Below are 18079 nucleotides of genomic sequence, written 5' to 3'. Positions count from 1 at the left end.
TATTTTTAGATTATTATGATTTAATTTTGTTAAAAATCTATGGTTAATTTAAAAATTAGGAGAGATGTACTATGAAATTTAGACATAGACGTTTTATAGCAAGTTTTGTTATATTTTTTATGTTTTTTGCAACTTTTACTACAGGATTTATATCAACAAAAAACAATAAAGTTTTAGCTAATGAAATTAATAGTAAAAATTATGATTCTGTATTAAAGAAAAATTTAGATTGTATTAGTGACATATTATTAAATAAAAATCTAAATGAGTTAAGTGATTGGGAAGTTATAGGCCTTGGAGCTTTAGGTAAAACTGTCCCTAAAGGATATTTAGAAAAAAAAGAGAGAGCAATTAGAGATAGTGAAGATATATTTAATGAGACTACAGACTATGAAAGGACAATACTTAGTATAGTAGCCGCTGGTGGAGATCCAAGAAATATAGGAAATAAAAATCTAATAGATATATTATATAACATTAATTTAGAAGAGGAATATAATATTTATGCAGAAATTTATGATCTTATTGCAATGGATTGTGGAAATTTTAATATACCAAACAAATTAGAATTTAAAACAAATCTAATAAATAGGATAATTTATAAGAAAATCGATGGTGGTGGATGGGAAGGAACATCCGGTATAGACCCAGATACAACAGCAATGGCAATAACAGCACTATCCAATTATTATGATAGTAATAATGACGTAAAAAAGACAGTCGATGAATCTGTAGAAGCATTATGCAAAACTTTAGATGATAAGGGGGATTTTATAGGGAATGATCCATCAACATCAGCATCAAGTGAAAGTATTTCTCAAACTATAATAGCTCTTTGTTCATTAGGAATAGATCCAACAACTTGTGATAAATTTATAAGAAATGGAAAAAATTTATTAGATTTACTTTTAGAATTTAAAACTTCAGATGGTGGCTTTGCACATCAAAAAATTAGCTTGGACAGAAGAAATGATATGTCTACAGAACAAGGTTTTTTAGCTTTAGTAGCATATAAACAATTTAAAGAAAGCAAAAAAGGTTCAGTATATTTATTAAAGGATTTTAGTGATGAAACAAATACAAAAGAAAATATAGAAATTAACAATTTAACAGATTTAAACTCACTAAAACTAAATACTAACGCTAATATAAAATTAAATATAAAAAATAACTTAGATAAAGATCAAAATGCAGTAGTAATAGTAGCTTTATATAATGAAGAAAACAATAAAATGATAAATTATTTTTCAACTGAAACTACAATAAAAAATAACTCTAGTAGTGAAGAAATAAATCAACAAATTTCTATACCAGAAACAGGTAAATATAAAATAAAAGTTTTTCTTTGGGATAGTCTAGAAAACATGAATCCTTTAACAAATGAAGTGATTATGAGTGTTCAATAATTTTAAATGAAGGGAGTTTTCACAATGAGTAAAAACTTAAAAATTAAAATAATAGCGTTAGGTATGGTTTTAACATCACTATCAATAGGTTCTACTAATGCTTTTGCAGAGACTAAATCTAATAAAGAAAGAATTTATGGACAAGATAGAATAGAAACATCTGTGCAAATAAGTAAACATGGCTGGGAAAATGGTTCAGATTCAGTGGTAATTGCAGCAGCTTATGATTTTGCAGATGCACTTTCCGCAGCACCACTTGCTAAAAAAAATAATGGACCAATAATTTTAAATGGAAAGTCAAGTTTACCTGTTAATACAGTTAATGAAATAAAAAGATTAAATCCTAAAAAAGTTTTTATACTTGGCGGGGAAAAAGCAATTTCAAAAGAAGTAGAAAAACAATTAGAGGACATGGAAATATCTCAAGTAGAAAGAATATTCGGTAAAACAAGATATGAAACTTCATTGAAAGTTGCAGAAAAGTTAGGAAAAGTTGACTCAGCATTTGTAACAAATGGACAAACTTATGCTGATGCCCTATCTGTATCAAGTATAGCAGCTAGTATGAATGCTCCGATTTTATATACAGAAAAAGACAAATTAAAATCAGATGTAAAGAATTATATTGATGAAAGTGAAATTTCTAAAGCTTATTTTATTGGTGGAAATGGAGTTTTATCAGATGATGTTTTAAAAGATGTCAAAAACAGTGAAAGAATAAGTGGTGAAAATAGATATATGACTAATAAAGAGGTTTTGACTACTTTTAAATCACAATTAAATTTTGATAATGTGTATTTTGTATCTTCAACTGGATTTGCAGATGCACTTTCAGTAGCACCGATGGCATCAAATTCTAAATCTTCAGTTATATTAACTAATCAAGATGTAGAAAAACCTCTTGAGGATTATATAAATGATAATATAACCTCTAAAAGTAAACTAATAGCAATTGGTGGAGAAAAAGTAGTACCTGAAAGCATATTAGATAAATTTATATCAGACTTTGATGTTATAGAAATCGCTACAAATTTTAAAAACTTATTTGTATAAGGAAGGGATATGAGAACGTGAACTTAATGCTCACATATAGAAATAGGAATTCTTTTTTGCAAAAGATACATCCATTAACATCAGTATTTTTAATAGCAACTTATATTATAGTAGCATTAAAATTGAGTAATCCAGTGTATTTAGCATTAATATTCTTTAGCGTATTACTTTTAGCATATATTGATAATTCACTTAAAAGTGTATTAAATTATGGGAAAATGATTATTCCATTTGCAGTAATGATAATTATTTTAAATCCAATATTAGTTCATAATGGACAAACAATATTATATCAAGGAACTTTTAACTTTCCAGTTCTTGGACCTATGATTATAACGAAAGAAGCAATCCTATTTGGAATATTAAATGGATTTAGAATTATAACAATAACTATAATATTTGGCTTTGGAAATTTAGTTATACATCCAGATAGAGCTTTTGGATTTTTTTCTAAGATATTTAAAAAATCTGCATTGCTTATGAGTATGACAATAAGACTTTTTCCAACGATGATGAAGTCCTACGAAAATATAAGTGAAATAGAAAAGTTAAGAGGTAATGAACTTTCAACTAAAGACATGAAAAAATCTATCAAAAACAGTGGAAATATAGTTAATATATTATTTTTATCCAGTTTAGAAGATTCACAAGACATGGCGGAGTCTATGTATTCAAGAGGATATGGTGCACTGAAAAAAAGAAGTACTTATTTTGCGGAAAGATATACAGCCTGGGATTTTACTTTGATTTTTATATGTATTTCTATATTAGTATATTTGGAGTTTATTACCTTTAAAGGTTTTAATAGTTTTAACTTTTATCCTAAGGTAGATGGAGTTATTGAAAAAACAACTAAAGTAGGACTAATACTATGTGTGATGACATTTATACCTGCTTTTATCAACTGGGGGTGGAAGAATTGGAAATAATAAATATAGACAATGTTAACTTTACTTATCCTGATGGAAATAAAAAGGCTTTAAAAAATATTAATTTAAAAGTTAATGAAGGTGAGTTCATACTAATTGTAGGGCCATCAGGTTGTGGAAAATCTACTTTAATAAGGCTTTTAAATAGAATTATACCAGATTATTATGGGGGAACATTAGAGGGAAATGTATATATAAACAATAAAGATATAGATGATTTTAAGAAAAATGAAATAGTTACCAATGTAGGAATGGTATATCAACATCCAGAAAAGCAAATAGTTCTTCAAGATGTGGAAAGAGAAATAGCTTTTGGACTTGAGAATTTGAATAAAGATATAAATTTTATGAAACGAAATGTATCTGAGGTAATGTCTCTTTTATCATTAAATGGAATAAAAGAAAAACAGACAGATGAAATATCGGGAGGACAAAAGCAAAGGGTTGCAATAGCTTCTGTACTTGCAATGAATCCAGATATATTACTTTTTGATGAACCAATATCACAACTTGATCCAATAAATGGTGAAGAAGTTTTAAATTCTATAAAAAGATTGAATGTAGATATGGGTAAAACAATTATTTTAGTTGAACAAAGATTAGATAAATGTTTTCATATGGCTGATAGAATTATTTTTATGGAAAATGGAGAAATAATTGAAGAAGGTACATCAACTAACATTCCTAAAAGTATAAATAAAAAATATCATCTTCCTAATATAGCGTATATTTTTAGACAAGCTCAAAATAGTGAATTGCCTATTACAGTTAAAGAGGGAAGAGATGCTATAAAAGATATTAAATTTAAAAGTATAGAAAAAGATGAAAAAAACTTTTCAAATAAAGTCCTTAAAGTAGATAAAGTTAACTTTGAATATGAAAGAGGAAGTAAAACCCTTAAAAATATAAACTTTGATTTAGGCAAGGGAGAGATAATGGCTGTTATGGGTGAGAATGGAGCAGGTAAAAGTACTCTTTTTAAAATAATGGCAGGAATTATAGAGGATTATAAAGGGAAAATCATATTAGATGAAAAGAATCTAAAAAAGTTCAACATAAATGAAAGAATAAAAAAAATAGGATATTTATCACAAAATCCTAATGATTATTTTGGTCGCGAAACAGTGTTTGATGAAGTTTCATATACTCTTAAGAATATAAATGAATATGATGAAGATAAAGTAATTAATACATTAAAAGATTTAGATTTAGTACATTTAAAGGATAGAAATCCTAGGGATTTAAGTGGTGGAGAAAAGCAGAGAACAGCAATAGCCTGTACATTGATTGCTAACCCAGATATTTTAATCTTAGATGAACCTACAAGAGGTATGGACTCTGTAGCAAAAGAAAATCTTGGAAAGATAATTAAAGGTTTAATAAGAAAAGGTAAATCTATTATAATTGTTACCCATGACGCAGACTTTGTTGGTGATTATGCAGATACTGTTATGCTTATGTTTAATGGAGAAATTGTAGCAAAAGGAAAAGCTATAGATATACTTTGTGATTCATTATATTACTCTCCTCAAATATCAAAAGTTTTTAAAAAGAAATGTAGAGTAATAAAGTCAAAGGATGCTATAGAGCTTTTAAAGGTGATGTAGATGAAAAGAAATTATAAAATAGGACCTATAATTATTATTTTATATATAATAATCCTTTTAATTATCACTTATTTTGATTTTCAAATGGAAAAAGCAGTAGAAATATCTACAATTTTTATACTTGGGACATTTGTAATTCTATTTGAAAATAGAGAGATAACTGCAAGAACAATGGCAGCATTAGCTACAATGTCAGCATTAGGTGGAATATTAAGAGTACCTTTTGCAGTTATACCAGGCTTTCAACCAGTTACATTTATTGTAGCTGTAACAGGATACACATTAGGTCCTGTAAATGGATTTATGGTAGGTGCAATGTGCGCTTTCATATCTAACTTTTTCTTAGGTCATGGGCCATGGAGTTTGTGGCAAATGATGGGCTGGGGACTTTGTGGTGTGTTTTTTCATGTTTTCAAAAATTTTATATCAAAAAATAGGTCAATACGATTTATTATACTTTGTGGATTATGGGGTTACATATACGGAACCATACTAAATCAATGGTATGTTTTAGAATTTTTAAGGCCTATAACATTTAAAACTATAGTTATGGGAAATGTATTAAGTTTTTGGCACGATACATTACATGCTATTGGAAATGTATTGTTTGCATATTTTTTTGGAGAAAGTTTTATTAACGGTCTAGAAAGATATAACAAAAGAAACTCTATAATCAGAATAAAAAATAATAAAAAAACTATTCAGAGAGGTGTATAAAGTGAAGAGTAAAAAAATTTTAACAGCATTAATATTAAGTACAATAATTTTCACATCTAAAGCTAATGCTATTGATATAGATGCTCAAACAAACGATTTGAAAAAAGTATGGACTATAAAGTTTAATAAAGAGTTAAATTATAATGATTTAATAAATGATAATATAACTATAACAGATAATGATGGGAATAAAGTTTCTACGAAAATTATCTTAAAAGAAGGTGACACTTTAAACATCCTACCACCAGAGGAAGGATATAAAGATGGACAAGTTTATAAATTAAATATAAATGAAAATGTTGAATCTAAAAACCTTAAAGGAATAAAATCACCTAAAGACTTTACTTTTAAAGTAGATACAACAACTAAATCTTTTAATAATGGTTCCTATAAATATAAAAATTTAATAGAAAAAACTTTAGAAGATGGTTGTAATTATATTCTAAACAAAGGAATAGATACAGATTGGGAAATCATAGCTTTAGTAAAGAATAATAAAGATATAAAAAATGAATATTTAGAAACTATAAGAGAAAAAATTAATGATGATCAATTAATTCAACCGACGGATTATCAAAGAACAGTAATGACTTTATCAGCATTAAATGAAAGTCCTCTTAATTTTGAAAACATTAATTTTATAGAAAAAATATGTAACAATGAAGATACTATAAGTCAAGGACCTAATGCAGTAATTTTTGCACTTACAGCATTGGATACTAAAAACTATAGTATACCTGAGAATTCATATTTTACAAGAGAATCTTTAGTAGATACTCTACTTAAGATGAAAACTGATGATGGTGGATGGGACTTTGCTGGTGTAAAAGCAGATCCAGATATGACAGGAATGGCTATAACAGCACTTAGTAATTATAAAGATGATGCTAAAGTTAAAAACTCTATAGATAATGCTATTAATCTTCTTAGTAATATGCAAAATGAAAATGGAACTATGTCATCTTTTAAGATAGAAAACAGTGAAAGTATTTCACAAACTATAATAGGATTATGTGCTAATGGAATAGATCCTACAAGTAAAGAATTTACTAAAGGTGGAAAAAATCTTATAGATGCTCTGTTAACATTTAAAACTTCTGAAAACGGCTTTTCTCATATTCATAATGGAAGAGCAAACGAAAAAGCTACTGAACAAGCATTGTTAGCATTAGAATCTTATAGGGAATTAAAAAATGGTAGAAACCACATATATAAATTTTAAAAGTTGAGATTTAGGTTTTTAAAGTGTCTTTTTTATAAATAAGGCACTTTTTTAAAAAAATAAGATATTTAAACAAGAATTTATGGAGGGTATGTTATGAAGGTAAGAATAAATAGAATTTTATCCTACTTAATTGCAATTTTAATAATAACTTCAACTTGTATTTTTAATATTCCTATCATTAATAATACATCAGTGCTTGCTAGTGAAATAACAGAAAAAGGATTTACAATTAATGATGCTATATACGGATTAATATATTATTATGACAATGAATATTATAATAATTCTAAAAGTAATAAGACCTTAGAAGGATTAGAATATGCAGCAATGTATAAAGCCAATGCAGATTTAACTAAGAAAAATTGGTCAACTAATGAAACAATAAAAACTTATGGAATATCAGGAAAAGCAAAACAAAGCATAATATTGATGGAGTTAGACATAAATCCTATAAATTATAAAGGTGAAAATTTAATAGAGCAAGTAGTTGAAGACTTAAATAAAACTACAAGTATTAAATTTATACAAAATATACTACAAGAAGTTTTAGCTGTAGAAATGTTCAATGAAAAATTTCCAGAGCAAAAGATAAATTATAACATTAAAAACATAATTGATTTAATACTAAAAGAACAAGATGAATCTGGATGTATAGGAGGAGCAATTCATAATACAGCTTATGCAATAGAAATATTTAATAAATATAGTGATATAAATGGAGTAATAGAAGGAAAAGAAAAAGGAATAAATTATTTAAAAAGTCAAATAAAAGATAAAGGTGCACTATACAAAGATGGAGGTGCTTATTTTACTTATATCCATGCTCAAGCAGTAAGAGCTCTTTTACAAGCAGGTGAAGATGTAACTTCAGAAAAGTGGAGTAAAGATGGGTATAACATAGTAGATGGTCTATTTTATGAATGGAATGGGGAAAATTTCATTGATAAATATGGAAAAGATAGAGCTATAAATCATTATACAGAAGTATTATATACTTTAAGTAAGCTTAACGACTTAGGTTACAAAGATGTCTTTTTAAAAAATGTTGAATTTTTAAATGTAGTTAAAGATGATACTAATCAATCTAAGGATGAGAAAGTTACTATAAATAAAGTTATAGATGGTGTAATAGACTATTATAATGAAAAGCATTTTGTAGAAGAGCAAGGTCAATTAAGTGATTTTCACTATTCAGCTATGTATAGAGCCGGCGCTAATTTAAGTGAAAAAAATTGGTATATAAATGAAAAATATCAAACTAAATATGATATGAATTGGAGACTTTTAGGCACAAAAGCTCAACAAAGTTTAATACTTTTAGATATAGATAAAAATCCAAATGATTATGAAAACAGAAAGTTTATAGAAGAAATAGTCAATGAAATTGATGAAAAAGATAGTTATTTTACAATTCCAGAATTAAATGCAGTTTTAGCAATAGATAAATATAATTCTAAATTTAAAAATGAAAAAGTTTCTTATAATGTAAATAAGGCTATTGAAAATATATTAAAGGCACAATGTGATGATGGTGGATTTAAACAAAGACAAACTTCAACGCCAACTAATACAGGTATTGCACTAACTGTATTAAGTAAACATAGAGATATAAATGGTGTTAATAAAGCAATAGATAAAGCTATAAATTACTTAAAGTGTCTTCAAAAAGAAAATGGTGCAATATATGAAAAAACTTATATCACAAATTATTATTGTGATGTTCTTCAAGGCTTAATAGCTTGTGGAGAAGATATTACATCAGAAAAATGGACAACAACTTCTGGAAATAATCTTATAGATGGATTATTTATACTTTGGAAAGATGATAATTCTTTTGATGATAAAGAAGGGGAAAGTTCAAATAATAGGGGATGGCTTGTAGCAAGTCAAAAGGCATTGCAAAGATTAGTAGATCTTAAAAACGCTGGTTATTCAGATTATGTTATAAAAGATATAAAAATTAAAAAATACAATGATAAAGAAAAACAAGGAAACACTTGTAAAGTAAATGTAGCTATAGCATTACCGGAAAATGAATCCTATGTAGCTTATTTCAAACCACAGGAAGTTATTATAGATGATGAGAAACATACTGGAGGGTTTACTGCTTTAGGAGCATTGCAAGCCTCAACTTCCTTATATGAAACAACTGGTAGCATGGTTACATCTATATATGGATATAGAAATAAAGGAACTAATGGATGGATGTATACAGTTAATGGTGTTTTACCTAATGAAATGGCTGGAAAAGTAAAGTTACAGGAAGGTGATAAAGTTATTTGGTACTATTCTACTGGTGGGATGAATGGGAAGGCACCTAATTGGAATGATTTATAAAACACATAATAAGTTTTATAAAACTTATTGTTTCAGTTAAATAAAAGAAAGATATATTTAATTTAAAAGACAAATTTAAAGTGTAAATATGTATAAACTGCCATATAAATGATGGCAGTTTTATCCTGAAGTAAAAATTAAAATATATAAATAATAGGAAGTGGTTAAATGAATAAAATAAAAAAATCTAAAGTTTCAATGTGCTTAGCGTTACTATTAATAATCAATTTAATATTTCCAACTATGGGATTTGAGGTTAAAGCAAAGGATTTAATTTGTAATGAAATTAAAGTTAGAGTAGAAGGTACGAATAAAACATTATTTGATAAACAATTTGAAATAACAAATGAAGAAGTAGTAAAGGATGTAATTAAAAATTCCATAGGGGAGGATAATGTTGACGGTTTAGAAAGTAATTTTATAACTGGAGTATTAGGAGAAAAAAGAGAATCTCATATAGGATGGATGTATTATTTAATAGATAAAGATGGAAATGTAAAACAAGGTGATGTAATAAGTAATGAAAAAATAAAAGATATTAATAATAATTATTATAAAGAATTAGTATTACATATGGCTAAGTGGTCTGATGGAATAACTTGCGTGCCAAAAGTTACATATAGCAATGTTAACAATAATTATACTTTAAAAATTACAGAACAAAACATGATGATGGGTATTGATGAGAGAAATGCAAAAGATGTTAACATAAAAGTTGACGGCGTTGGAGAATATAAAACTGATGAAAATGGACAAGCAGCATTTAAAATTAAATGTGGAGAAAATAAAGTCCATATTTATAAAACTTTAAAAGATTCTAAAGGTGTAGAATATCCAGCAATAGTAAGACAGAGCTTTACTCTAACAGGAGATGTAATAGACAATGATGTTAATATAGCTAAAATTCTTGATGATTTTAATAAAATTTATGAAAATCAAGAATTAAACTATAAGAAACTTTTAGCATTAAATTATTATAATGAAGTAAACAGAACAGATTTTACATTAGAAGAAAGTGACAATGCTTCAAGTTATGCATCAAATATTATGGGAATATTAGCTTTAAGTGAAAATCCTTATAATTATAAAGAAATAAATTACGTAGAAAAACTTTTAAAATCGCAGGATGATGATGGAGAATTTATTGTAAGTGAAAATGACAAAGGTTCAGCTACTACATTAGCAAGTTGCATAATTGCTTTAGATATGGCTAAAGCTGATTTTGATAAAAATAAAGCGGTTAAAACATTAATAAATAAAATTAATGACAGCGGGTTTGAAGACATAGATATTATAACTAACAGTATGATAGCCTTATCAAAACATAGAGATATTGAAGGTGTAAATGATATAATAAATTTATCTATTGAAAAATTAAAAGAAATGCAGTTAGAAGGTGGAGGATTTGATTATTGTGGTTTTGGAAATAGTCCTTACTCTACAGGACCAGCAATTCAAGCATTAATATCTGTTGGTGAAAATTTAAATTCTGAGAAATGGAATAAAGGCAGAACACCAATAGAAGCACTTCTTGCATGTAAGATCGAAGGTAAAGGTTTTGAAATGATAGAAGGCATGGGAGAAGGGGAAGATGATGAAACTGCAACAGAGCTTGCACTTTTAGCATTAGTAGATGCATATAAAGAAAAATCTGTTTATAGTGCGTTTACATTTATAAAAGAAGAACCAAAGGATTACAATAAAATAATAGAAAATGAACTTAATGATATTAATGACTATTTTAAAGATGTAAAAGAGTTTGATTATAATTCAATGATGGGATTATCTTTTTTATCTTATGATAAAAATCAACTAATTGAAAATATAAAATTAAAGGATAAAGAAAATGTATTTAATTTAGCTCAAAATGTTATGTCTATTATAACCATAGAAAAGGATCCTAAAAATTATAACGGAAAGAATTATATTGATTTGTTATATGATAAATTAAATAATGATAAGTTTACAGGTAAAAGTATTTATGGGTTAATAGCACTAGAAATGTCTTCAGCTAAAAAAGAATACATAGATGCTATTATATCTAAATTTAAAACAGAATTTAATAATAATAAAATTAAAAAAATAAGTGATAAATCATTATTAATTATTGCTTTATCTCCATATAAGGAAGATGATGAGGTGAAAAGTATAATTAATAAGTGCGTGGAAGATTTGAAAAATGTGCAATTAGAAAATGGTGCTTTTACTATTGATGATATGTTTTCAAGTGGTGAAAGTGAAGATACAGCACTAGCTATAGAGGCAATAATAGCTTCTGGTGGAGATCCTCTATCAGAAGAATGGACTAAAAATGGGAAAAACCCATTAGATGCATTACTTTCCTTTAAAATGGGGAAAGGATATATTTATGAAAGTTCTCTTGGAGCCTATGAACAAAATATGTATACTGGATACGTTTTGAGAAGTATTATTGCCTTGAAAAATAAAACTGTAGTTTTTAATAATTTTAAGCTAGATGAAGATAAACCAGTAGAAAAAAATAATAAATTAACAATTGAAAATAATATTATCAAGGAAAATTTTCTAAAAGGCCATGATGCTAATATAGAATTAAAACTTAATAATAAGAATAATAATTCTGTTGAAAATGTAACTATAATAATAGGAGTTTTTAATAAGAATAATAAACTTATATCATATAAAACCTTAGAAAACACATTAGAAAATGGAGAAATTAAAGATATTAAAGAAAAAATAAGTTTACCTAATGAAGATAATTTAAAGGTTAAAATCTTTACATGGGATAGTTTAGAAAAGATGAATAGTAAAAATGAGCCTATAGAAATTAAAGTTAAAAATTAATAATTATATTAAAAATACCCTACATATGAGATTATAATAATCTACTTTTAGGGTATTTTTGTATTTTAATAAAGCTATACGTTATATTGTGTTTCAAGTTGTCTTTTTAAATTATCTATACTTTAGAATTGATACCTATAAATAACTTCAAATATTTATTTATAATTTGTAAATTGTAATTATGATAAGTAAAAATATGTATTTGATATGATAACATATATTATATAATAATCATGAATTTGTAGGGGGCTTATTATGGACAAGAAAAACCGAAGTGTAAAAGTAAATGTTTTATTTTTATTAAAAAATGCTTGGAGATGGGAGAAAAAAATATTTTTTTATTTTAGTATATTTACAGTAGTTACAGCGTTAGTTCCTTTTATAAGTATATTTCTTCCAAAGTTCTTAATTGATGAATTAACTGGACTTAAAAGACCTAATGTACTTATTAATATATTAATAGTTTTTTTCATAATATCTTCAATATCAAACTTTTTAACAACATATTTAGATAATATAGCTTTTCCTAAAATGCTTTTAATAAGACTTAAATTTATGAATCTTATGCAGGAAAAATGTATGACTATGGATTTTAAATACACAGAAGATTCAAAAATATTGAATGATATAGAAACTTGTTCAAAGGCTATTGGAGACAATACAAATGGTATTGAAGGGGTTTATCATAAATTATTTGAACTTTTTGGAGCTGTTATAGCTTTTTTAGGATATATAACTATAGTATTAACTTTAAGTCCATGGATATTATTATATCTATTAGCAAATGTAAGTTTTGTTTATTATCTGACGATGAAAATTAAAAAATACAGATACTCAAAGAAAGATGACTTATCTAATTATTCAAGAAAACGTAATTATATTTATGATATTATGTATAATTTTTCTTACGGAAAAGATATTAGAATTTTTAATTTAAGTTTATGGTTACAAGATAAATTTAATTTATTTAATAATAGTAAAGTAAATATTGAAAGTACCATTAAGAACAAAGAATTTAAAGTATCTATAGTGTCTATAATATTACTTCTTATAAGAGAAGGATTAGTATATTTTTATTTAATTCATAATGTTTTAAAGGGTACTATGAGTATTGGAAATTTTACTATGTATTTTACAACTATTTCAGGATTTGCATCTTGGATGCAAACTATTTTAGATAATATAGCTCATATTAATGCTCAAAATTTATATATAAATGATTTTAGGGATTTTTTAGAATTTGAAAATAAAAAAGAAAATAATAAACTAAATAATATTCCAAAAGATACCACTTATGAAATTGAATTTAAAAATGTTAGTTTTAAATATCCTAATAGTGATAGATATATTTATAAAAATCTTTCATTAAAAATAAAAAAAGGTCAGCGTTTAGCTATAGTTGGTATAAATGGTGCAGGAAAGACCACTTTTGTAAAACTAATAACAAGACTTTATGAACCAACGGAAGGTGAAATTTTTATTAATGGAATAAATATATCTACTTTAAACAAGTCAGAATATTATAAATTATTTTCTGTAGTATTTCAAGAAATAAAGGTATTTGCTTTTAGCATAGCTGAAAATATAGCTCTTATAGAAAATGAACTTATTGATAGAAACAAAGTTATCCAGTGTATTAGAAAGGCAGGATTAGCTAACAAAGTGAATTCTTTGGAAAATGGTATAGATACTTCTTTACTTAAAATATTAGATTCTCAAGGTATAGAATTATCTGGTGGTGAAAATCAAAGAATAGCGTTGGCTAGAGCTCTTTATAAAAATGGAAAGGTAATTATTTTAGATGAACCAACTTCAGCATTAGATCCTATAGCTGAATATAATATTTATAAAAAGTTTGATGAAATGATTGAAGATAAAACAGCAATATATATTTCACATAGATTATCTAGTACTAGGTTTTGTGATGTGATAGCTTTTTTTGAAGATGGAGAAATTAAAGAATATGGAACCCATGATGAATTAATGAAAAAAGAAGGAAATTACTACTCTATGTTTAATGTACAAGCTTCCTATTATGAAAAAGAAAATTTAGAGAGGGAGTGTGTATAAATGAAAACTAAATTAAAAGAAGAAATTAAAGTAGATTTTAAAACAATAAAGCATTTTTTGAAAATTACTAATAATATTTCTAAAATGTATATTCCTTTGCTTATTTTATCCTCTATATTTAAAGCATTAACGCCTTTAATAAATATTATTATGCCTAAGTTTATTATAGATGAATTATTAGGTAATAAAAGGGGGGAAGTGTTCATTACTTTAGTTTTAACAATAATAATAAGTAATGCATTGCTAAATATTATTAATAGTATATTAGATACAAAGTTAAGTATTTTAAAGATTCAAATTGTAAATGGGTTTGAGCTATTAATTGGTAAAAAGATAATGGATATGGATTTTCAAAATATCGAGGATCCTGAAATTTTAGATTTAAAAGAAAGAGCAATTTTCCCAGTTAATAATCAAGGAGTTATAGAAGATTTAATAGCTGTAATAGTAGATATATTTACTGAATCTATAGCAATAATAAGTATACTTGCTGTTATTTTAACACTAGATGTTTATATAATATTAGTTATATTAGCTATAGTAATATTGAACTCTTATATATACAAGAAAATTCAAAAAATGCAATTTAATATTTTTCAGGATTTAATTCCACTTAATAGAGCATTTGGCTATTACTTAAGCACAACTAATGATTTTTCTATTGCAAAAGATATTAGACTTTATAATATATCACCTTTGATATTAGGCAAAATAAAAGAATATAACAAAACTACAATAAAAAAATTTGGGAATTTATCTAATGCAATAGGAAAATATAACGGTATTAGTAATATAAATTTACAAATTCAGATGTTAGCAGTATATAGCTATATGACTTACAAAGTATTAATGAATAAAATAGGTATAGGTTCTTTTGCTATGTATGTTTCTGCTGCTAGTAATTTTAGTAGTAATATTTCTAAATTTATAACTAATTTTATAAGAATAAGACAACTATGCATATATTTAAACCCATATATGGAATTTGAACAAATTAAATCTAATCAATTAAGTGGTGAGAATAAAATTGATAACATAGCTCAATATGAAATTGAATTTAAAAATGTAAGTTTTAAATATCCAAGAAGTAATAACTATACTTTAGAAGATGTATCTATAAAAATATCAGCTGGAGAAAAACTTTCTGTTGTTGGATTAAATGGAGCAGGAAAAACAACTTTTATAAAATTATTAACAAGACTTTATAGACCATCAAAAGGAGTAATTTTACTAAATGGAGTAAATATCGAAAATTATGATTATGATGAATATATGAAAATTTTAGGAGTAGTTTTTCAAGACTTTAAGTTATTTGCATTTTCTATTAAAGAAAACATTATACTTAATGATACTAAAAAGTTCAATAAAGAAAAGTTATACGAAGCTTTAAATAAATCTGGACTAGAAAAAGATGTACTAAAATTAGATAAAGGTATAAACACTCATATATACAAAACTTTTGAAGAGTATGGTATAGAATTCTCAGGAGGACAAGCTCAAAAGCTAGCTATATCAAGAACAGTATATAAAGATGCACCTATAGTTGTCTTAGATGAGCCAACAGCAGCATTAGATCCTATTGCAGAATTTGAAATATATAATAGTTTTAATGAACTTATAGGGAATAAAACAGCAATATATATTTCACATAGACTATCTAGCTGTAAATTTTGTGATAAAATTGCAGTTTTTCATAAAGGCAAAATTATTCAATATGGAACACATGAAGAGCTTATAAAAGAAAAAGAAAGCCAATACAACAAAATGTATATGGCACAAGCACAATATTATGCGTAATAAAGGAAAGGACTTATTAAATATAGTTTTTAGTTAGAATAATAAAAGGGCATTTCATAGTAAATATTAATTTTCAATGGTATAATTTTACTAAATACTAAAGATTGTAGGTGATATGATGATTGAACTATCTTTTAATAAAGTAAAAAAGTATTTAGATGCTACATTGGTGCTAGAGGATATTACTTTTAATATTTATGATGGTGAAAAAGTTGGAATTGTTGGAGCAAATGGATGTGGAAAAAGTACAGTATTAAAGTTAATAGCAGGGATTTTTTCAATGACAAGAGACGATAAAGGGCTAATAACTATACCTAAGAATTATACTATTTCTTATCTTGACCAAATTCCAAGTTATGATGAAGATGTTAAGGTTATAGATATTTTAAGCTTAGCTTTTAGTGAGTTAAAAGAAATTGAAATAACTATGAAATCTTTAGAAATTAAGATGAAAACATTAGAAGGAGAAATTTTAAACAGAACTTTAAAAGAATATAGTTATTTGCAAGATAAATACACTGCAAAAGATGGGTTTGAGCAAAAAGAAAAATTAAGTAAGGTTTGTAAAGGATTAAATTTTGATGATGATTTTTTAAAAAAAGATTTTAATATTTTAAGTGGTGGTGAAAAAACTACTGTAATCTTAGGGAAAATTCTTTTAGATTCTCCAGATATTCTTTTATTAGATGAACCAACAAACCATTTAGATATGGAATCAGTAGAATGGCTAGAGGGATATTTAAAAAGTTATGATGGTATTGTTATTATAGTTTCCCATGATAGATACTTTTTAGATAATGTAGTTAATAAAATTATAGAAATTGAGGATGGTTTTTGCGAAACATATAAAGGTAATTACTCTGATTTTGTTAAACAAAAAGAAGAAAATATGCTTATACAGTTTAATCAATTTAAAGAACAACAAAAGAAAATAGATGCTATGGAGAAAGCTATAAAAGATTTAAGAGATTGGGCATTAAGAGCGGACAATAATAAGTTTTTCAGACGTGCAGCAAGTATGCAAAGAAGTCTAGATAAAATGGAAAGAATAGATAAACCTAAATTAGAAAGAAAAAATATGACACTTAATTTTAAAGATAGTGAACGCTCAGGTAATGAAGTCATAAAATCAAAAAATCTATGTAAAAGTTATGATGATAAAACACTTTTTTATAATGGAAATATGTTAGTTAGATTTAAAGAACGAACGGCATTAATAGGTTCTAATGGAAGTGGTAAAACTACTTTTTTAAAAATTTTACTTGGTAAAGAAAACTTAGATTCTGGAGAAGTAACGATTTCAGAAAGTGCTAAAATAGCATATCTTCCACAAAGCATAAGTTTTAATGATGAAACCATGACAGTTATAGAATGTTTTAGAGAAGATATTTCTATTCTTGAGGGAAAAGCTAGAGAGTATTTATCAAAGTTTATGTTTTTTGGTAATGATGTATTTAAAAAGGTTAAGCATTTATCTGGTGGTGAAAGAATTAGATTAAAATTAAGTAGGCTTTTGTATGATGATATAAACTTATTAATACTTGATGAGCCTACAAATCATCTAGATATTGACTCAATAGAAAACTTAGAAGAATCTTTAAGGGATTTTAAAGGTACTATATTCTTTATATCCCATGATAGATACTTTATAAATAGAATTGCTAATAGAATAATCGCAATAGAAAACAACTCTTTTAAAAGCTATGATGGAAATTATGATGCTTACAAAGAAGAAAAATCTAAATTTAATATTCAAATTGAAGAAAATAAGAAAAGTAAACCTGAAAGGAAAAATTGGAAAAATATAAATACGAAAAAAGTATTAGAAAAGAAAATATTTAAACTAGAGACTATTATATTAGAAAATGAAAAAAAAATTGAGCATTTAAACAATGAAATGGAAGAAAATAGCTCAGACTACTCTAAAATAATGGAGTTAGATATTTTAAAAGAAAATGTTGAGAAATCATTACAGGAATTTATAGAACAATGGGAACTACACTGCGAAGAATTGAATGAATATTTAGATAAAAATAATTGTTAAAGTTAAAAAAGTTAACATAAGAAAATATGGTCCTATTCAAAGTTATATATAAATCTAATAGGTAAATTTTG

Annotated in this window: 11 protein-coding genes; all 11 read left to right on the top strand. The window is 25.8% G+C overall.

Annotation, left to right across the window (positions count from 1 at the left end; all coding sequences use genetic code 11):
- Window positions 1–71 precede the first annotated feature (71 nt).
- A complete protein-coding gene (locus tag ACYUE0_RS01950) occupies window positions 72–1406 on the top strand; it encodes a prenyltransferase/squalene oxidase repeat-containing protein (protein ID WP_460269307.1) in 1335 nt (444 codons plus the stop codon).
- 24 nt (window positions 1407–1430) lie between these two features.
- Window positions 1431–2459: a cell wall-binding repeat-containing protein gene (locus tag ACYUE0_RS01945; RefSeq protein WP_460269306.1), complete on the top strand. Its 1029-nt coding sequence runs from the start codon at window positions 1431–1433 to the stop codon at window positions 2457–2459.
- 56 nt (window positions 2460–2515) lie between these two features.
- Window positions 2516–3388: an energy-coupling factor transporter transmembrane component T gene (locus ACYUE0_RS01940; protein ID WP_460269305.1), complete on the top strand. Its 873-nt coding sequence runs from the start codon at window positions 2516–2518 to the stop codon at window positions 3386–3388.
- Window positions 3379–4995: an ABC transporter ATP-binding protein gene (locus ACYUE0_RS01935; RefSeq protein ID WP_460269304.1), complete on the top strand. Its 1617-nt coding sequence runs from the start codon at window positions 3379–3381 to the stop codon at window positions 4993–4995. Before ACYUE0_RS01940 ends, ACYUE0_RS01935 begins: the two co-directional genes overlap by 10 nt.
- A complete protein-coding gene (locus ACYUE0_RS01930) occupies window positions 4996–5712 on the top strand; it encodes an ECF transporter S component (RefSeq protein ID WP_460269303.1) in 717 nt (238 codons plus the stop codon).
- A 1-nt stretch (window position 5713) separates the two neighbouring features.
- A complete protein-coding gene (locus ACYUE0_RS01925; protein ID WP_460269302.1) occupies window positions 5714–6934 on the top strand; it encodes a prenyltransferase/squalene oxidase repeat-containing protein in 1221 nt (406 codons plus the stop codon).
- Between the two features lie 96 nt (window positions 6935–7030).
- Window positions 7031–9274, top strand: coding sequence for a DUF4430 domain-containing protein (locus ACYUE0_RS01920; protein ID WP_460269301.1), 2244 nt, complete (start codon window positions 7031–7033; stop codon window positions 9272–9274).
- Between the two features lie 168 nt (window positions 9275–9442).
- Window positions 9443–12097, top strand: coding sequence for a hypothetical protein (locus tag ACYUE0_RS01915; RefSeq protein ID WP_460269300.1), 2655 nt, complete (start codon window positions 9443–9445; stop codon window positions 12095–12097).
- A gap of 255 nt (window positions 12098–12352) precedes the next feature.
- Complete coding sequence (locus tag ACYUE0_RS01910) at window positions 12353–14167, top strand: ABC transporter ATP-binding protein (protein ID WP_460269299.1); 1815 nt, start codon at window positions 12353–12355, stop codon at window positions 14165–14167.
- The gene (locus ACYUE0_RS01905) at window positions 14168–15964 is read left to right on the top strand and encodes an ABC transporter ATP-binding protein (RefSeq protein ID WP_460269298.1); all 1797 of its coding nucleotides are present in this window, start codon (window positions 14168–14170) and stop codon (window positions 15962–15964) included. It begins immediately after the preceding gene.
- 118 nt (window positions 15965–16082) lie between these two features.
- Window positions 16083–18008 carry a ribosomal protection-like ABC-F family protein gene (gene abc-f / locus ACYUE0_RS01900; RefSeq protein ID WP_460269297.1) on the top strand — a complete coding sequence of 642 codons (1926 nt, stop codon included), beginning with the start codon at window positions 16083–16085 and terminating at the stop codon, window positions 18006–18008.
- Window positions 18009–18079: the final 71 nt, after the last annotated feature.

Source organism: Clostridium sp. CTA-19 (genome assembly GCF_054767855.1).
Note: the sequence above shows the minus strand (reverse complement) of the source record. Positions and strands in the feature narration are given on the sequence as shown.